Origin of the sequence: Cohnella zeiphila (genome assembly GCF_014212055.1) — a bacterium.
GTDB lineage: Bacteria > Bacillota > Bacilli > Paenibacillales > Paenibacillaceae > Cohnella > Cohnella zeiphila.
Window position 1 is genome coordinate 1 of the sequence record NZ_JACJVO010000028.1, and the last position, 19,779, is coordinate 19,779.

12 protein-coding genes are annotated in these 19,779 nt (G+C 59.7%); 11 read left to right on the top strand and 1 reads right to left on the bottom strand.

Annotated features, from left to right (window positions below; translation table 11 throughout):
- The 10 genes from H7C18_RS21690 to H7C18_RS21735 form a co-directional block, all read left to right on the top strand.
- Positions 1 to 1,180 (top strand): S-layer homology domain-containing protein (locus H7C18_RS21690; RefSeq protein ID WP_185131207.1); only part of this gene is annotated, 1,180 nt, incomplete at its 5' end.
- Between the two features lie 18 nt (positions 1,181 to 1,198).
- Positions 1,199 to 5,986: a fibronectin type III domain-containing protein gene (locus H7C18_RS21695; protein ID WP_185131208.1), complete on the top strand. Its 4,788-nt coding sequence runs from the start codon at positions 1,199 to 1,201 to the stop codon at positions 5,984 to 5,986.
- Between the two features lie 174 nt (positions 5,987 to 6,160).
- Positions 6,161 to 7,063, top strand: coding sequence for a sugar phosphate isomerase/epimerase family protein (locus tag H7C18_RS21700; protein WP_185131209.1), 903 nt, complete (start codon positions 6,161 to 6,163; stop codon positions 7,061 to 7,063).
- 32 nt (positions 7,064 to 7,095) lie between these two features.
- The gene (locus H7C18_RS21705; RefSeq protein ID WP_185131210.1) at positions 7,096 to 8,142 is read left to right on the top strand and encodes a Gfo/Idh/MocA family protein; all 1,047 of its coding nucleotides are present in this window, start codon (positions 7,096 to 7,098) and stop codon (positions 8,140 to 8,142) included.
- Entirely contained in the window at positions 8,139 to 8,954 is an 816-nt protein-coding gene (locus tag H7C18_RS21710; protein WP_185131211.1) for a sugar phosphate isomerase/epimerase family protein, read from the top strand. Before H7C18_RS21705 ends, H7C18_RS21710 begins: the two co-directional genes overlap by 4 nt.
- A 110-nt stretch (positions 8,955 to 9,064) precedes the next feature.
- Positions 9,065 to 10,819: a cache domain-containing sensor histidine kinase gene (locus H7C18_RS21715; protein WP_185131212.1), complete on the top strand. Its 1,755-nt coding sequence runs from the start codon at positions 9,065 to 9,067 to the stop codon at positions 10,817 to 10,819.
- Positions 10,816 to 12,186, top strand: a complete 1,371-nt coding sequence (locus tag H7C18_RS21720) for a helix-turn-helix domain-containing protein (RefSeq protein ID WP_185131213.1) — start codon at positions 10,816 to 10,818, stop codon at positions 12,184 to 12,186. Before H7C18_RS21715 ends, H7C18_RS21720 begins: the two co-directional genes overlap by 4 nt.
- A 160-nt stretch (positions 12,187 to 12,346) precedes the next feature.
- Positions 12,347 to 14,113 (top strand): extracellular solute-binding protein, encoded by a 1,767-nt coding sequence (locus H7C18_RS21725; protein ID WP_185131214.1) that lies wholly within the window; start codon positions 12,347 to 12,349, stop codon positions 14,111 to 14,113.
- Positions 14,114 to 14,187: 74 nt separating this feature from the next.
- Positions 14,188 to 15,087: an ABC transporter permease gene (locus H7C18_RS21730; RefSeq protein ID WP_185131215.1), complete on the top strand. Its 900-nt coding sequence runs from the start codon at positions 14,188 to 14,190 to the stop codon at positions 15,085 to 15,087.
- Positions 15,088 to 15,105: 18 nt separating this feature from the next.
- Complete coding sequence (locus H7C18_RS21735) at positions 15,106 to 15,993, top strand: carbohydrate ABC transporter permease (RefSeq protein ID WP_185131216.1); 888 nt, start codon at positions 15,106 to 15,108, stop codon at positions 15,991 to 15,993.
- 104 nt (positions 15,994 to 16,097) lie between these two features.
- Here H7C18_RS21735 and H7C18_RS21740 read toward each other — a convergent pair whose 3' ends face one another.
- Positions 16,098 to 16,964, bottom strand: a complete 867-nt coding sequence (locus tag H7C18_RS21740; RefSeq protein WP_185131217.1) for a helix-turn-helix transcriptional regulator — start codon at positions 16,962 to 16,964, stop codon at positions 16,098 to 16,100.
- Positions 16,965 to 17,104: 140 nt separating this feature from the next.
- Between H7C18_RS21740 and H7C18_RS21745 the strand changes: the two genes are divergently transcribed.
- Positions 17,105 to 19,768 (top strand): hypothetical protein, encoded by a 2,664-nt coding sequence (locus tag H7C18_RS21745; RefSeq protein ID WP_185131218.1) that lies wholly within the window; start codon positions 17,105 to 17,107, stop codon positions 19,766 to 19,768.
- Positions 19,769 to 19,779 lie beyond the last annotated feature (11 nt).

Sequence of the window (19,779 nt, forward strand, 5' to 3'; positions counted from 1 at the left end):
GAATCCGGGGGGAGGAACCGGTGCGCAAGGGGAGAACGATGAAAACACGGTCTACCGGGCGGACCTCTCCGACTTGACGATTCAGGCAGGCAGCGCCGAACTCGAACTGCCCTCAGGGAAGACGCGTGCGGTGTTGACGCTGGAAGCCGCGCAAGCGCTGGCGAAGGGGACCTTGACCGTCAAGAGCGGCGAAGCGTCGCTCGCGATCGACGGCCGCAATCTGCAGGCGCTGCTCGCTATGCTCGGCAACGGCGATGCGGCAGGCGCTTCTGTCGCGATCGAGCTGCGACCGCTGCCCGCAGACGAGCCGCATCAAGCGTCCGCGGAAGCCGACGGTTCGCCGCTGAAGATCGCGAGCCTGCCTTACGAACTGGATCTCATTCTCCTAACCGCCGCCGGCGTGGAGCGCCGCCTGCCGGCTTTCGACTGGCCGGTCTCGCTGACCTTGCCGATCGACGGCTCGGCCGATAAGGAGCTGCTAGGATTGTATACGTACGACAGCGCTTCCGGACAATGGACGTACATCGAAGGCGGCAAAGCCGAGACGGGGGACGGATCGGGCGGAACCTGGACCGCGGAGCTCCCGCATTTCAGCGAATATGCGGTATTCGCCTATGAGAAATCGTTCGCCGACGTCGTGAAAGAGCAATGGTATGAGCGGGCCGTCGCCGTTCTGTCTGCGAAGCATGTGGCCCAAGGCATCGATGCGACTCACTTCGGGCCGAACGATCCGGTCACGCGGGCGCAGTTCGCCGCCTTGCTCGGACGGGCGCTGAACCTGCCGTCTCGAACGGCAACGTTCACGGACGTGGCGCCGAATGCCTGGTACGCCGAGGCGGTATCGGCCGTAAGCGCCGCCGGAATCATGGCAGGCACAGGAGCCGGCCGCTTTGCGCCGGACCTCCCGATGACGCGCGAACAGATGGCGGTTGCGCTCGCGGGAGCGGCGAAGCGGCTTCCTCTTGCGGCTGCCCGGCAAGCGGCACCTTTCTCCGACGAAGCGAACGTATCGGGATGGGCGAAGGAGTCGGTCGACCTGGCGCAGACCCTCGGCTTGATGAACGGCGCGGACGGCAACCGCTTCGAGCCGAAGCTCATCTTGACGAGAGCGCAGGCGGCGACGGCCATCTACCGTTTGCTTCAGGCGGCGGAGAGCGCAGGCGAGTCGCAATCTAGATAAAGAAGGAGAGTGAAGATCATGTCCAGCAAAAGATCGAGAGGACGGATCGGCATCCTGCTGCTGGTCGCGCTGCTGTCGGCGACTTGGCTGCTGCCTGCCGGATTCGCAGCGGCCGATGAGATGAATCCGACCGGCGCAGCCATCGATTTTCAGGACGCGGCCACCGCGACGAACGGATGGCAGGCCGACAATCAGTATCAGCTTGCGGCCGATGACGGCGCGCTTAAGGTGCAGGGCAACAAGAACGACATCTGGGCTGCGTTCAATTACCAATTTTCGTCCGCGTTGGATATTTCGCAGCATCCTTATGTCAGCGTAAAAGTCAAGGCCGAGCGGGACCTTAATTTCAGTCTTTATTTATGGGATGCGGCCCAGCAGTACAGTTACCCGAAGGTGACGCCGATCGAAGTCGTGCATTCCGGCCGGTTTACGGAAATGACGTTCGATTTTACGGGGCAGGCGCTTGATTTAAGCAGCATTACGACCATTGCACTCATCGTCAATCCGGCGACCGGCTTCCAGGGAACGTTCTGGATCGACGACCTGAAACTCGGCGATCAAGCTGTCGTCGCTCCGAACATGACCAACGTGGAGCCGCAAAGCGCACCCATCAATGCGCCGGAGCAGACCGTGAAGCTTCGGGGCATCCGCAACGCGTTGGGAGGAAGCGAGCCGATCAGCCTAACGGCCGCAAGCTCGGATCCGACGCTCGTTCCCGATCCGACGATCGACAACGGCGGTGGCGGGACGGCGACGCTTCATTATGCGCCGTCTCCGGACCGGTACGGCACCGCCATTGTTACGATAACGGCCGCCTCCGGGAGCGGTAGCCGCGACTTTCGCTTCGACGTCGACATTCAGCGGAACGAAGCGCCGTCGATGACGGCGATCGGAGTCCAGGATCTCAAGGCCGGGCAGCCGTACTCCGTTCCCTTGACGGGCATCGACGACGGCAATTCCGGCGCCCGGCAGCAGCTGACGCTGACGGCGGTCAGCTCCGCTCCTTCGGTCGTTCCGGATCCGGCGATCGACTACCGTTCGGACGACCGGTACGGAACGTTGACCCTGTCGCCCCCGGCCGGCGCATCCGGCGAAGCCGATATTACCGTCACCGTTCAGGATGACGGCGGAACGGCGGCGGGCGGAGCGGATACGGTCAGCCGGACGTTCCACGTTCGCGTGTTCGACTCCTTGAACCGGCCGCCGACGATCGGTACCATCCAGGACGTTGTCATCGATGAGGACGGAACGGTATCGGTTCCCGTGACGGGACTCGCGGACGGCGACGGCGGGACGCAGCAGCTTACGGTAACCGCAGTCAGCTCGAACCCGTCCGTCCTGCCGAATCCGAACGTGCAATATGCGCCGGGCGACGCCGCGGCCGCGCTGACGCTTGCGCCGGCAGCCGGCGCAACCGGCGAAGCGGACGTCACCGTAACCGTAACGGATAACGGAGCGAACGGGCACAACAACGGGAATCTGTCGGCCCAAACGACATTCCAAGTGAAGGTTCGCACGCCTCCGCTGCTCGGCCTGACGGAAAACTTCGACGACGGTACTTTTTCCGACCGATGGGGCAACAACGGCAACGACGGCGTGCATACGCTCAGCGTTCAGGACGGGGTGCTCCGCATCGCTGTCGACAAGGGCAACTATCCTTGGGCGGGCCTTTGGTACAGCTTGCCGAAGGAGATGGACCTGTCGGAAAATCCGTACTTCAGCATCAAGATGAAAATGGACCAGCCGACGAAGGACGTCACGCTGTTCCTGTGGGATGCGAACGGAAAATACACGACCGGTACGCCCGGCGCCATTACGAAGACCGTGACCGGCGATATGACGCAGTACGAATACGACTTCCACGATCATTTCAATTCCGCCGACGGCAGCAAGGTCGATCCGACCCGCATCACGGCGCTCATGTGGACGTTCGCCCCGGCGGAGTCCAACTGGAAGGGGACGTTTTATTTCGACGACCTGCAGGTGGGCGATGAGGCCGACATGCCGCCGATCTCTGCCGCGATCGACGACATTCCGGACGTGACTCTCTCCCTTGGGGCTGGAGAGCAAACGATCGGCCTGACCGGCATCGGAGACGGGACGGGGCATACGAACGGTGTCACGCTGACGGCGGTCAGCTCCAACGCGACGCTCGTACCGGATCCAACGGCGGGCGAGCCGTCATCGGACGGCACCGCGACGCTTCGCTTTACGCCGGCGACCGGGCAGACCGGCAGCGCGGACATCACCGTTACCGCGTCCGCCGTAGGAACGGCCAGTACGGCTAAGACATTCAAGGTTACCGTCCTCGATCCGAGCGGTTCGACTCCGGTACAGGTCGACATCGACCGCGGCCAGACGTATCAGACGATGGACGGGATGGGGGGCTTCGTCTCCTCCGGGGACCAGGAGAGCAAGATCGATACGCTCGTGAACCTGGCGAACGATCTGGGCGTGTCGATTGCCCGCTTCGGCGTCATCGACAACGACTTCGAGCCGGTGAACGACAATAGCGACCCGAACTCCGCCAACTATGGCGCGTTCAACACGGACGCGATTCCCTGGCGGACGATGCTCGCCTACAAGGAGCGGACCGGCGTCGACAAGTTTATTCTGACGATGTGGTCGCCCGCTTGGTGGCTCAAGACGAACAAGTGGGTCAACGCGCAGGACTGGGCCCAGGACAACCGGATCGATCCGGCCTATTACGACGAATATGCGGAGGAACTGGTCGCCATCGTCAAAACGATCAAGGAGAAGACCGGCATCGACTTGTACGCGATCAGCCTTCAGAACGAGCCGGAATTCAACGAGCCGTACGCATCGGCGCAGGTGTCGCCGGCGGAATATCGCGACCTGCTCAAGGCGGTCGGTCCCCGGTTCGAGGCCGAAGGCCTGCAGACGAAAATCTTCATGCCGGAGGCGCTGCCGGCGCAAGGGCATATCGCCGATTACGTGCAGGCGGTCAATTCGGACCCGGCTGCCGCCCCGTACGCCGACATTCTGGCCATTCACAACTACGACACCGACGGCATCCATGTCGGCGGCCCGGGCGCCGACGGCTGGAAGAGCATTTATCAGCTGTCCCGGCAATCTCCCGTCAAAAAAGTATGGATGTCGGAGACGTCCGGCATGGCCGGCGATTGGACCGGCGCGATGACGCTCGCGGCGAATATCTACCAATCTCTCTATTACGGCAACGCAAGCGCCTGGGTGTTCTGGGACATGAACGACAACTTCAACACCGAAGGCAAGCGGAACTCGCTCTTCGCCGTCTCCGAGCAGTTCTACAAGTACATTCAGCCGGGGGCGGTCCGCATCTCGGCGGAATCGCAAGCGAGCGACGTGTTGTCCCTGGCGTTCGAGGACGCCGAGAAGCATCGGTTTACGACCGTGCTGATCAATTCGGGAACCGAGGACCGCTTCGTCAGTCTGAAAGGAACGGACCTGCCGTCTTCTTATGAAGCTTACTTGTCGTCGCGCGGACGTTCCTTCCAGCGTCTGGCCGACGTGACGGACGGCACCGTTCTGCTTCCGGCAGGCAGCGTACTGACGCTGTACAGCGGGCAAGAGCTTCCGCCGCCTTCCGGCGATTCGGAGCCGCCGGCAGCGCCCGCCGGTCTGACGGCGACGGCCAACCCGGACGGCACGGTGACGCTGCAATGGTCGGCATCGACCGACAATGTCGGCGTGACGGGCTACAACGTCTATATCGGAACGCAAAAAGCGAACGGCGCCCCGATCGCCGGAACGACCTGGCAGGCGACGGGTCTCGCCGCATCGACGGCCTACACGTTTGCCGTCAAGGCGGTGGATGCGGCCGGCAACGAATCGGCGGCCGGTCAGCCGCAGACGGTGACGACGGCAGCCGGGCCGCCGGCGGAAGGCGGCGGTGCGCTGGCCTACTCTCCGTTCGACGGGACGGACGGCGTGCTGAACGGGCTGGACGACGGGAGCGGGTGGGCGGAGCCGTGGACGGTTCAGAACGGGGACACCACCCTGCCCGGCTACGCCGTCGAGCACGACAGCCCGCTGGCTTATCCGCCGCTCAGCCATAACGGCGGCTATGCCAGCGGAGGCAGCAGCTACTTGACCGCATACCGCACGCCGGACCGCCAGACGGCGTTCCGGGATTATACGACGGAGGACGACCGGATCGGGAAGCCGGGTACGACGCTGTATTACAGCGCGCTGGTGCGGGTCGATCAGGATACGACGGACGATGTGGACGTCGGTCTCGGCAGCTTCGTGTCGCCGGTCGTGTCCGCCGGTTCTTACGGCGCTGCGTCGCAGGCGGACGGCACCGCTTACTGGTCGCTGAAGCTGGGCGACCAAACGGTGCGGACGAATCATCCGGTCACGGTCGGCGAAGCCGCCCTCTTAGTCGTCAAAGTAACCTTCGGAGACGGCGCGACCGAAGCCAGCCTCTATGTCGACCCGCCGACCCTCGGCGGCGCCGAGCCGTCCGAGCCGGACGCCCGCGCAACGATGTCCGCGAGCCTGACGTTCCGCCAGCTCAGCTTCATCGCCGGCAATCAGCCGGGCGTCGCCTCGGTCGACGAAGTGCGGATCGGCTCCGACTTCGCCGGCGTGACCCCGGCCGCCGACGTCCCGCCGGAGCAGCCGAGCCCGGACGTTACCGGCGACGGCCTGGTGAACATCGGAGACTTGACCGCGGTCGCGACGGCGTTCGGCAAGCCGGAGGCTTACCGCGCGCAGTTGGACGCGAACCGAGACGGCAAGGTCGACATCGTCGACATCGACTTCGTCGCAAGCGCCTTGTTCGGCTGGAATTCGGCGCCGTAACCGGACGAATGGTACTGTATCAACGGGAGGGGCCTTCGGGCCTCTCTCCGTGCGTTTTTCACACACCGATCGCACCAAATTCTGACCAAACCGTTCGACTGCCGGAGATATAATGGAGGGGATTCGTCGCTCAAACAGGAACGACAGCCTAAGCGGAAGGGAATGGAAGCTCGGATGAGACTGGAAAAGGCAAACGCAATGGAGCGGGAGCCCGGCAATTCGCGCGTCCTTGCGCCCACATGGGGCTATGCACTGGTCTGGTACCACGGTTTTATTCGCAACGAAGCGGATCCGCTGTTCGGCAAGCTCGACTTCCTCAAGCGGCACGGGCTCGTCTCGACCGGGGTCGGCCTGACCGAGATTACGGAGATGGACGACGCGCGCCGGGAACGGATCGGCGACGTACTCGCCAAGCAGGGCCTTCGGCTGACGCCGCGGATCGGATTCGATTACCTTCATGCGGACCGCGCGACTCGCGAGCGGGAGACGGAGCGGATCGCCGAGCAGCTTCGCCGTTGGCTGCCGTTGACTCGCGGGGAGATCGTCACAACCTCGATGAACGCCGGCCACCGGTTCGATCGCGTCATGCCGCTTGAGGACAAGCTGGAACGTCTGCAGCGCGCGCTGGCTCCGCTCGCCGCCGTCTGCCGGGAGCTGGGCGCGCCGCTCTGCGTGGAGAACCATGGCGATTATTATGTCGCCGATCTCGTCCGGCTGTGCCAACAGACGGAAGCTCTATATCTCTACCTCGATACCGGCAATACGTATTTAATCGGAGAACGGCCGCTGCCCGCATTCGAACTGGCTGCGCCATTTACGATCGGTTCGCACTTCAAAGACCATCGGGTCGCACCTCGTCCGGATGCCCGTCCGCTCCACTTTGAGATCGGCGGTGCGGCGCTCGGCGACGGCGACGTGCCGCTGCGGGAATGTTACGAGCTCCTGATACGGCATGCTCCGCTTCCGGATAAGCTGGTTCTGGAGCTCGAGATGATCTGTCCCGACGACATGGAACCGGAGCAATGCCTTGAGCGTTCTCTTCGGTTCGTGCGATCGCTCGGTTCGGAGGCAGTCTAGTCTACCCTAAGAGAAAAGGGAGGGACCGGAAGATGAGAGAGGGGCGCTTCGCCGCTGCCGTCGTCGGCTGCCGAATGGGCAGGAATCACGCGCTGACGCTTGCTTCGCTTCCTGACTTTACACTGGCGGGGGTATGCGATCTGAACGCGGAAACGGCTCGAGAGGTCGCCGAGCGGACGGGAGGACCGGCCGTTTATGCCGATTTTGACAGGATGCTGAAGGAGTTGAACCCGGATGTAGTTGTGATTGCGACGCCGACCGATTCGCACTCGCGGCTGACGATCCGCGCCGCCGAAGCCGGAGTACGAGGCATCTATTGCGAGAAACCGATGGCTGTTCACATGGGCGATGCCCGTTTGATGGCAAAAGCTTGCGCCGCAAGCGGAGCTCGGCTCGTCGTCGGACACCAGCGGCGCATGTCTGCGCCTTACAAGACGATGCGCCGGTTGCTTCGGTCGGGCGCGATCGGCGCTCCCTACCTGCTCCGTGCAAGCTGCGCGGGCGATTTCCTGAGCGACGGGACGCATAGCGTCGATTCGCTGCTGTACCTGGCCGGCGATGAGAAGGTGAGATGGGTGCTGGCAGCGATGTTTCGCCGCCCCAATGCACTGGTGCCCGCCGCTCGTCGTTACGGGCACGCGGTGGAGAGCGGGATGATGGCGACAATCGAATTCGAGAGCGGCCTGCGCGCCGAACTGTTGACGGGAGAAGTGCGAATGCCCGGCCGAGGCTACCAGGATATCGAGGTATTCGGCGAGAAGGGGCGTCTCTGGCGTGCGGGCGACGCGGCGCAAAGCGCGGTGCTCGTTCAGAACGAAGAGGCGGGGGGCCTCCGCGTTCCGGAGCTGGATCCGCCCGACGGCTCAAACGACGGATTGCCCGGCGTATTTCGAAGCTTCGCCCATTCGCTGCGAACCGGCGAGCCGCATCCTTTGGACGCGAGCGTCGCGATGCGAACGATGGAAGTGGTCATGGCGGCGTACGAATCGGCGCGCCTGGGCGAACGGATCGAGCTGCCGCTGCGCCAGGACCGATTTCCGCTCGACTTGATGCCATCCGTTAAGGAGGCGGAGGAATGACGCGAATTGCCTGTTCCACATCCGTACGCTCCGGTTCCGGTCTAGAGGAAGCGCTTGCCGCCCTATCAGCCGCCGGATTCCGCTATGTCGATGTGCTGGCCATCGACGGCTGGGCGCATGTCCATCCGAGCGCGCTTACGGGGAAAGCTTCCCTAAGAGAGCAGATTGCCCGGACGAGCGAGCTGCTGGAGAGATACGAGCTTCAGCCGATTGCGGCGAACAGCGGCGTCAGCCCGCAGCTGCATGACCGTTCTTCGGGCGCGATCGCGCGGCGGCGGGCAGAGACGGAAGGACTTGTTCATTGGATGAAGGAACTCGGCATTGGCTTTTGCGCTATCCAGCCGAGACAGCCGGATCCGTCTCGCCCTTGGCAAGAAGTGATGTCCGATTGCGTCGCTTCCCTTAAGGAGCAGGTTGAGATCGCCCGAGCGGAGGGTGTAACGATGGCGCTCGAATTTCATGTGAACAGTCCATTCGAGACGATGGAGCAATGTTTGGCTTTCCTGGAACGGATGCCGAACATGCCGATCGTCTACGACCCGACGCATTTCGTCATGCAAGGGGTACCGCTTGGGGAGACCTTCTCGCTGATGGATCGCTCGGTTCACGTTCACCTGAGAGATGCGGCTAAGGGGCGAATGCAGACGCGTTTCGGAACGGGAGAGGTCGATTTCGGCCTTGTGCTTGGCGAACTGCGGTCCCGCGGCTACCGGGGCGCATTTTCGATTGAATATTTGGACACGGCCCATTATGATGTTATCGAGGACGCCGCAAAGCTATTCGCCCTTATCGCAAATGAATTCCCCGATTGAAGCGGGAATCGCGACATTAGCGAAGCGTGGCCGAAGCGTTCCGTGCCGGCTCTCCAACGTCTACATGAATCAAAGCGCTTACATCCTTGCCGCCGAGGGAGGTAGACATCATGTTGCGCAGCCGATCCGGAATACCGCTTACGCATTCTCTCAAATCCCGCCTGATTGTCGTACTGCTGCTGGCCGCGGTAATTCCGGTCTCTCTGATCGGCGGAATCTCCTATTATACGATTATCCGTCTCCAAGCGGGAAAGCTGGAGAAAGGCATCCAAAACACGCTCGACCAGGAGAAGCAGAGTCTCGACGCGACACTGAGCAACTTGGACTACGCCTCCCAGCAGTTGGCCTTATTCGGCGATATCCGCAATCACTACAACGAATATATCAGTCGAAAAGATCCTCTGGAAAAGGCGGACATCGAGAAGGATGTCTACAAGTATACGACGATCGTCAACTACACCAACCCCGATCTTGGACTCATGTCGTACTATCTTCCGGATGACGACACCTACCTTTTCTCCAACATGAACGTCAACCCCAACTTGCCTATCAGCCAATTTTCGAAAATCGCCACGCCGTATGCAGGTCTTGAATTTCTCGGTCCCCACCCGACGCTTTATCCGTATAGCGACAACACCGTGCTGTCCGTGCTGCGCACCGTTGCGGGCGGTACGGACGAGAAGCGAATCGCCGTCTATATCGAGACGAACTTCAAAGTATTCCAGGACCGGCTTACGAGCATTCCGTACGGCATGCCGATCACCCACATCCTGATGAGCTCGGACGGCCAGACGATCTATAGCGAGAACGCCGGCGTTTTTCCGCTTGGGCAGCCGGTTGCCATGGAGAAAGTAAAAGGCCGTTCGTACTTCCGTCAGGGCGATTATGTGATGTTCGCCTCGAAGGGGGCGGTAGGCTGGACGCTGCTGACGGCCATTCCGGAGACCGAGTTTTTCCGCGAACGCAACGATTGGATTGCGCGCTTTGCCTTGATCGGGCTGTTGTCGGTGGCCGTCAGTCTCGTGCTCGCCTGGCTGATCTGGCGAACGATCTACCGGCCGCTCGTTCGCGTTAACCGCCATCTGCAGCATATCGCCGCCACGCGCTTCAACGAGCCGATTCGCCGAACCGGCGTCACCGAATTCGACGAGCTGCTCGGAACGTTCGGATTCATGAAGGGCGAGATCGTCAACCTGCTGGCGGAAGTCGAGGCGAAGGAGAGGAACAAGCGCGAGCTGGAAGTGGAGAAGCTGCTTTACCAGATCAATCCGCATTTCATCCACAATACGCTCAACACGGTGCAGTGGCTGGCGAAGATGAACGGGCAGCAAGACATTTTCGAACTGGTATCCTACTTTATCGAAGTGCTCGATTACAATCTCGGCAAGGAAGGCAAGGTCGTGAAGGTCCGGCAGGAACTTAAGGCGGTGGACGATTACGTCCGTCTTCAGCGAATCCGATATCAGCACGCCTTCCATGTGGAATATGACATCGATGAGCGGGTGAAGGACATGCCGTTCCCGAGATTTCTTCTGCAGCCATTGGTGGAGAATGCGCTATATCACGGATTCAAGAACAAAGACGGTTGCGTCACGGTTCGAATGGCGTTGGACGAGAACGGAGGTATCCTCGTTCGCCTCGCGGACAACGGAGAAGGGATGCCGCCGGAGCAGCTCGGGAAGCTGTTCGAGAAGCCGCCCGAGGGTACGAAGAAAGCAGGGCTCGGCGTCGGACTGTCTTATGTTCACAAGACGCTTCACTCCTTTTACGGCAATCGATTCCGGCTTGAAGCGGCCAGCGAGCCGGGGGCGGGCACGACGATCACCATCCGGATTCCCGCACAGATGGAGGGAGACTTGAGATGATTAAGACGCTGCTGGTCGAGGACGAATTCTTTGTGCGGCAAGGATTCGTTCATTCGCTGCCATGGTCGAGTTACGGCATGCGCATCATCGGCGAGGCTGACAACGGGGATGCCGCGCTCGATTTCTTGCGGGATCATGAGGTCGATCTGCTTATTACCGATCTGACGATGCCGATCAAATCGGGCCTCGAACTGCTGCATGAGACCAAAATGCTGTATCCGTCGCTCCCCGCCGTCGTTTTGACTTGCCATCGGGATTTCGACTTCGTGCAGGAGGCGCTGCGGCTCGGGGCTATCGATTACATCGTCAAAACAAAACTGGACTCGCAGGAAATCGAGCAGTCTTTGAAACGGATCCGCGAGCGCCTAGCGGAGAGACCGGCGGATTCAAGCCGTTCAGCGGCGGGTCTGCTGCTTGTTCCGTTCAGCGAAGCGGATGCCGAATGGCCGGAGCGAAAGCGCGGCGCGAGCGGTCTTCCAATGAACAGGCTCCCGGCGGGCGGGTGGTTGATTCCGGAGCTTTCCGTCTTGGAGAATGGGGATCAGCTGGCCGCGGAGGCGGCGGATGCCGGGTGGGCGGCGGTACGGGTGACGGAGCACTTGCAGGAAGACAGCCGAACCGTTCAGGAGCTGCTCTCGGAATTTTCCGTACATTCGCTGCCGTATCGATGGTCGCTGTCCGGCTGCGCACTGACGCTGTCGCTTGCGGATTTGAAGCGGCGAGCGGTATCGAAGGGAAAGAATACGGATAACATGACCGAGCTCTTAAGGGTATGGCGAAGCTACGGCTGGGTATTCGAAGATGAGGAGTTCGAGGGATGGCTGGCGCATGTGCAGGAGTGCGAGCCGCCGACCGACAAGCTAAGCGCGTTGCTGGAGGAGACCGTGCACGGGTGGGTAATGAGCGAAGGCTTGAGAGCTGCGGGGCTTGAGTTCCGAGAACCGCAGGATTTTCTATGGGAGCAGTGGATTGATCTGCTGACGGAAGCGCGGGTTTGTCTGCGGCGGCGGTTCGATTCCCTGAACCATTCGCGGGAAGTTTACCGAAGCGTGCTTCGTTCGCTGGACGTCATCCGCGCGGAATTGAAGAACGGTTTGAATCAGATCGACGTGGCCAGGGTTGTCGGACTGAGCCGCAGCTACTTCAGCCAGGTGTTCAAGGAAACCTTCGGCATGTCGTTCAATGAATACGTCCGGGCGTACAGCATCCGCAACGCCAGAAAGCTGCTCATCCGAAGCTCCTATCCTATCTATTGGATCGCGGAGCAGTCGGGCTTTCAGGACGAGCGATATTTCAGCCGGGTGTTTCGGGAAAGCACGGGCTTGCTTCCTTCCGAGTACCGGCATCGTGGCACCCATCAGGTCTAGAAGTCGGAATCCGGTCCGAAGAACGTGTGAAAACGGTTTGCGGAAGCGGGGGGCCAGAACGGTTTTCGACGTTCGATCAGACGGGCTTCACTCTCGATGATAGCGTATTCATAGTAAGCTGAAGACAGTAAGTCAATCCGACTGGGAAGAAGGGGTAGCTATGAGAAAAAGACGCGCGGGGCTGGCAATGGCCGCAGCGGCGATGCTCGTCCTGACGGCTTGTTCCAATTCGAACGACGGGGGCGGCAACCAGGCATCATCGTCCGCAAGCACGAGTCCCTCCGGTACGGGAAGCGCTGAACCGAGCACTTCCGCCAGCGCGAGCCAAACGGCGGAGAAGGCTGATCCGTTCGGCAAGTATCCCGATCCGTTGAAGATTCAGGTCATCTACGACCGCAACTCGGAATCGGAGAAGCAGTTCATTCCGGACAGTTCGTACGAGACGAACTGGAACAACGATTTCTGGCTGAACACATTGAATATCAAACCGGTCGTCAAGTGGAGCGCTCCGTCCGGGGACCAATACAACCAGAAGTACAACCTCATGTTCGCCAGCAACGATCTGCCCGATATTTTTATCCTCAAGTCGACCGACGGCCGGCAATCCGCCCGCAGCATGCTGAAGAAGCTTGTCGACGCCGACATGGTCGAAGACCTGACCGGCGTATACAATCAGTACGCCTCGGACGAAGTCAAGGATTACTATCAGTCGTTCGATAACAAAGCGCTCGATTACGCGTCGTTCGACGGCAAGATGTACGGTCTGCCCGCCCAGGGCGATACGTACGCCAACGTGCAAATCCTGTGGGTCCGCCAGGACTGGCTCGACAAGCTCGGTCTGCAGCCGCCGAAGACGGTCGACGATCTGCTGAACGTGGCCCGGGCGTTCAAGAGTCAGGACCCGGACGGAGACGGGAAGGCGGATACGATCGGACTCGCCCTGCAGAACCAGTTCATGGATCCGTCCTTTGTCGACGCCGTTTCGATCTTCAACGCTTTCAACGCATTCCCGAAAAGCTGGATCAAGGACAGCGGCGGCCAGGTTGTCTGGGGCGGCATTCAGCCGGAGAACAAGCAGGCGCTGCAAATGCTCGCCACGATGTATAAAGAAGGATTGCTCGACTCCGAGTTCGCGCTCAAGGACGGCAACAAAGTGACGGAAATGATCACGTCAGGCCAAGCGGGCATGGAGATCGGCTCCTGGTGGAACGGCGGCTACCCGCTGACGTTCAACATCGACAGCGACCCGAAGGCCGATTGGCGCGCGTATACGTTCTCGACGGACAACAAAGTCCATGCCGTCATGGACTTCCCGACGAACCAGTTCCTGGTCGTGAAGAAAGGGTTCGCAAACCCGGAAGCGGCAGTGAAAATCCTGAATGTCTCGACGAAGATCAGCCATTCCGGCTACCAGGAGACGGTCGATCGGCGCAACGAGCTGAACGAGAAATACGGTACCGACAAAAACGACGCGCCCACGATCATTCCGAACTTCGGCATCGGTTACCTGGATACGACGCTGCAAAGCGTCAAGAAGTTCGAGGACATCTTCGCCGGTAAGGCGACAGAGGATGAGCTGACAGTCGGAGAGAAGCAAATTTTCGACAACTCGCTGAAGCCGAATCACGATAACCCGCGGAAGGACGCCGGCAAGTACAAGGATTACATCGACTGGATGTCGGCGCTTTCGGCGATCGCGCATTCCGATCTGGATATTCAGTGGAACGCGTTCAACGGCTCGACGCCGACATACGACGCCAAGATGGGCTCGCTGACGGATAAGCAGCTTCAAGCCTTTACCAAGATCATCATGAACAAGGAACCGATCGACTACTTCGATACGTTCGTCAAGGAGTGGAAAGCGCAAGGCGGAGACCAGATCACGCAAGAAGTGAATGACGAGATCGCCAAGGAAGGCGGCAACTGAAACCATTGACCGTCCGGCCGGAAGAAGCCCTTGAATCGGGTAAGTTCCGGCCGGTATGGCGGGAGCGTGCGCGTATGACAAAATGGCTGAGGAACGATCAATTTCATTACCATATCATGCTGTTGCCTGTATTCGTGCTGTTTATTCTTTTTCAGATTTTTCCGATCTACGGCGTGACGTTGGCCTTTAAGCATTTCATTCCGACCAAGGGCGTTCTGGGATCCCCTTGGGCGGGACTGGAGCAGTACAAATTCCTTATGCAAAATCCGGAAATCTGGCGCGTTCTGCGCAATACGCTGATCATTTCGGTCGGCAAGCTGATCACGCTCCTTATCGTGCCGATTGTGCTGGCTCTGATGCTTAACGAGCTGCGGGTCAAATGGTTCAAGCGTTCCGTGCAGACGATTACTTACTTGCCGCACTTTTTGTCCTGGGTCATTCTGGCGGGCATTTTCCGCGACATTTTGTCGACCCACGGGATTATCAATCATCTGATGGAGACGATCTTCGGCATGAACCCGATCATGTATCTTGGGAGCAATATCTGGTTCCGGCCGATTATCATATTGTCCAACATGTGGAAGGAGATGGGCTTCTCCACCGTCATCTATCTGGCAGCCCTGACGAGCATCAATTCCACCCTGTATGAAGCGGCCGAGATCGACGGCGCCTCCCGACTTCAGAAGATCCGGCACGTCTCGATTCCCGGAATCGCCATGGTGATCGCCCTGCTGGCGACTTTAAGCCTGAACGGCATTCTGTATGCAGGCTTCGACCAGATTTACAATCTTTACAACGTGATTGTCTACGATACGGGCGACGTCATCGAAACGTGGGTGTTCCGCAACGGGTTGGTCGGAGCGCAGTACGAGCTCGGAACCGCGGTCGGGCTCGTCAACAGCGTCATCGGTTTGCTGCTCGTCGCGCTCACGTATACGCTGGCTTATCGCTTCGCCAATTACCGCATCTTCTAGCCCGAAGGAGAACAGGCCATGATTACTTCCAAAACGTTCGGATCGCGGGCGTTCGATACGGTGATTATCGTCGTTCTGCTGGCCGTCTCGCTGGCCACGCTGTTCCCGATCCTGCATACCGTCGCCGTGTCGTTCAGCAACCCGGCGATTGCCAGCTCCGGGACGATCACCGTCTGGCCCAAAGGATGGTCGTGGAACGCCTATTCGCGCGTCATGGACGACAAGCAGTTCTTCACTTCCCTCTGGGTATCGGTGGAACGGATCGTCATCACGCTCGTGCTCGGAACGGCCGTCACGTATCTCGCGGCGTTTCCGTTCTCGCGCGAAACCCGGGACTTCCGCATGCGGAATATCTATTTATGGATTCTGCTTATCGTCGGCAGCTTCAACGGCGGCATCATTCCGAATTACATGAACGCCAAAAACCTCGGGTTGTTCGACAACTTCTGGATTCTTGTGCTGCCGTATCTGTTCAACTTCGGCAATATCCTGCTAGTCTTCAACTTCTGGCGCAACCTGCCGAAAGAACTGGACGACTGCGCCAACATCGACGGCGCCGGGCCGTGGGTCAAACTGATCACGCTTTACTTTCCGCTGTCGCTTCCGGTGCTCGCGACGATATCGCTGTTCACGATCGTCAATACTTGGAATGAGTACTTCCAGGCGATCGTGTTCATCAACAACCCGCATCTTTTGCCGCTTCAGACCTATTTGCAGCAGATCGTCGTCACGATCGACCCGACCCGGCCGGAGGAGATCGGCAAAGGAGGATCGCTGTCCGAAGTGTCCAATCAGACGCTTGACGCGGCGAAGATCGCCCTGACGATGCTGCCGGTTCTGTTCATTTATCCGTTCCTGCAGCGATTTTTCATACACGGCATCACGCTCGGCTCGGTGAAAGAATAAGAACGACCCGGCACGACGAGAAAAGCAAGCCTTCGGACCGCGCTTCCCGCGGCGCCGAAGGCTTTTTTGCGCAGGTTACGGAGCCGGAGGCTTCTCGCCGCAAATTACGGCGCCGCTTCCGCCGCCGAACGTTCCTTCGAATGTTCGCGATAATCGCTGGGGGAGAGGCCGGTTCGCTGCCGGAACAGCTTCGAGAAGTAGAGCGGGTCCCGATATCCGACGGTCAAGGCGATCTGCTTCACCGACAGAGGCTGAAGCAGCAGCAGCATGGCCCGGTCCATTCGGATTCGCGTCAATAACTCGGTCGGGCTGAGGCCAGTCGCCCTCCGGAACGCCTTGCGGAAATAACGTTCGCTGTAACCTGCTTTTTGGGCCAGCTCGCGAACCGTCAGGGGCAGATCAAAGCAGGCAGACATCCATTCGACGACTGCCCGAATATGCCTGTTGACCATGTTGGAGGACAGGGGGGCAAGGGGCATCGCCAACTTCTCCGGCGGATCATTTCGCCCTGCCAGTCCCACAAGCAGCAACCGTAAATAAGCCTCCGCTATAAAGTCATAATGCGCCGTTTTGTCTTGAAGCAGCAAATGGATCTTTTCGAACCGCATCGCCGTCTCCGTCCGGTCCATCGCACGGAAGACGGGAAGGGCGGAGGAGAATCCGATACGGCTTAATTCCGCTTCCGCGGCGCGGCCTTCGAACGTGACGAACCGAAAAAAGGTCGGTGCCGTCGTTCTCGCCACGATATATCGACTCGGCGGCACGATAAAACAATCTCCTTCGCCAAGTCCGATCTTGCCCCACTCCCCTCCGTATTCCGCTTGTCCGCTTTCAATAAAGTTCAACCTGTAATTCGGGCCCGGGTAAGTGCCGAGCATGCCTCCGGGAAGAACGCTTTGAAACCCGGCGGTTCGAACGGTCAGTTCCCCGCCTCCGGAATTCAGGTTAACCGAATAGGTCGGCGTACCCATCGTCATATCCCTCCTTTGAAATCAAACTGTCGAATGAGACCGAAAACTCCATCGTTAGGGTAGATCCCTCCATAGAGAACGATTTGTGCGCCGTTTATAGTAAAGAGGAAAGGCCCATTAAACTTAAAGGAGGAAATATCATGAACGTGCCGTCCGTAAGGAAAGGTTCATTCATCCTTTTTCTCGCCGCGCTCCTGTTCGCTTGCGCGGTCCCGGCGGCGAAGGTATCGTACGCCTCGGTTCCGACGGGCTGGAACTACCAGGACATCGGAAGTCCGGGTCTGGCGGGGAGTTCGTCTTTCTCCGGCGGAACCTTCACGGTAAGCGGCTCCGGGTGGGATATCTGGGGCGCTTCCGACCAATTCCAGTTTGCGTATTATCCGCTTAACGGAGACGGAACGATCGTGGCCAGAGTCGTCTCGCAGCAAAATACGGACGGCTGGGCGAAAGCCGGCGTCATGATTCGCGAATCGCTCGGCGCCGATGCCAAGTTCGTCGCCGCCGAAGCGACGCCGTCCAACGGAGTGCACGCGCAATACCGGACGGCGACGGGAGGCAACGGTTCCGATGCGGCCGGACCCGCTTCGGCGGCGCCGGTCTGGCTCAAGCTCGTTCGCGCCGGCAGTTCGTTCTCGGCCTATTCTTCGAGCGACGGCGTCAATTGGGGAACCGCATTCGCCACGGTCACCGTATCGATGGCCAGCAGCGTGTATGCCGGCTTGGCCGTCACGTCCCATAACGGCAGCTCCTTGTCGCAAGCGACGTTTACCGACGTATCGAACGCAAGCGGGGGCAGCGGCGGCGGTTCGGCTCTTCCGCGGACAATGGGCATTAACATCGAAAATCCAGGCGATTCCAGCAATTTGAAGATTTTTGCCAATGCCTACAAGACCACTCGGATCGGCAGTCCGAATAACCCGACGGACGGCAGTTATCCGATCGATTCGGCCGGCAATCCGACCGGAGATTTCGGTTTGTTCATGTGGGACGCCGGCGGATTCATCAACGACACGCAAGGCACGTATGCGATACAGTTCACCGGCTCCGCCGATGTCTCGGTTCTTATGGGCGATGCGACGATGACGACGCCCGTCGCTTACAACTCCGCAACGAATACGAGCACGGGGAGCATGACGGTAAATACGAACAGCACGGTGGAGCTTCGCTTCGTCAATACGAAGCGGACGGCCGGCAGCCCGGCCGGTTCCGGCGTTGCGAACGTCAAGATCATGAGACCCGTCTCTCCGGGATCGACCACCTCCTATTCGACTTCAACCGTGTTCACGACGCCGTTTAAAGACATCATTACGAACGATTTCCATGCGAAGGCGATTCGCTATATGGACTTCACGGCCACGAACGGCAAGACGGCCGAAGCGAATTGGTCCGATCGGGTCGTTCCGGCCAACGTTCAGTCGCTGCCCGGCGGAACGGGCTACGGCTGGCAGGGCAAGGGCGGCTCCTGGGAGTACGCGGTCATGCTCGCGAACGAGACGAATACGGACATGTGGATCGACATTCCCGTTGCCGCGACGGACGATTACTTGACGAAATTGGCGCAGCTCATCAAATACGGCTCGGACGGCACGAATCCGTATACGAGCCCGCAAGCGAATCCGGTCTATCCGCCGCTGAACGCCAACCTGAACGTCTACGTCGAATACGCCAACGAACTGTGGAATTTCGCCGGCGCTTTCGGCCAATCCGGTTGGAACCTGGACCGTGCGGTAGCCGAAGTGAATGCGGGAGGATCCAGCTTGAATTACGACGGCGAGACGAACCAATGGACTTGGGGCTGGAGAAGGCAAGCGCGACGGACGGTGGAGATCAGCAACGCCTTCCGCTCGGTTTTCGGCGACGGCGCGATGATGACGCGCATTCGTCCCGTGCTGGAATGGCAACAGGGCAACGGACAGAATACGGCCGGCATTATGCTGAACTTCATCGATAATTGGTTCGGCAACCGCGACGGCAACCACGTCTCCGGCCCGCATCCGGTCAACTACTATATTTGGGGCGGAAGCGGATCGGCTTACTATAATCCGGACAACTCCAGCGATTCGCTCTCGCTATCGAACATCTGGACCTCCCAGACATACAGCACGCCCAATTGGGCCGGTCCGCAGTCGACCGACGCGTCGTACGCCGCCGCTTTCGGACTGAAACGAACGGCATACGAGGGAGGCCCGTCCATGGACAACACCGGGCATAGCGAAGCGGTCAAAGAAAGCGCGTGGAACGACTCCCGGATGGCGTCGAACGTCGTAAGCCATCAGCAGTTTTGGGAGCAGTACGGAGGCGACGTGCTGATGTATTTCACGTTTACCGGCTCCAACCATTCGGGCTATTATCAATGGGAATTCGTCAAGGACATGAACAATCCGGTCACAACGTCTCCAAAATTGCAAGGAATCGGCACGTTGAACGGCGGGAGCAAAGAAAGCGCGACGATCGGCGCTGCTGTCGGAACCTCCGTGGATGGTAATGCCTGGAGCGCGATCAATCGCGGTTGGGGAACTCCCGGAACCGGATCACTTTTCATGAACGGTACCGATCTGAGATGGGCGAGCTACAACTATCATTCGGGAACTTCCGGTACGCATTCGGCGGTCGTTGCTTATTCGGCGTCCGCGGCGGCGGTAGCCACGGTATTTATTGACGGCAAAGAAGCGGGGACGATCTCGGCCGGCGCGGGCAGTTCGACTTTCACCTCGCCTGGAATCTCGCTGGATGCGGGCCTTCACTCCGTCCGCGTTGCCATCAAGTCCGGCTCGCTCACCGTAAACAGCGTTCAACTTCAATAACCCGCGGAGCC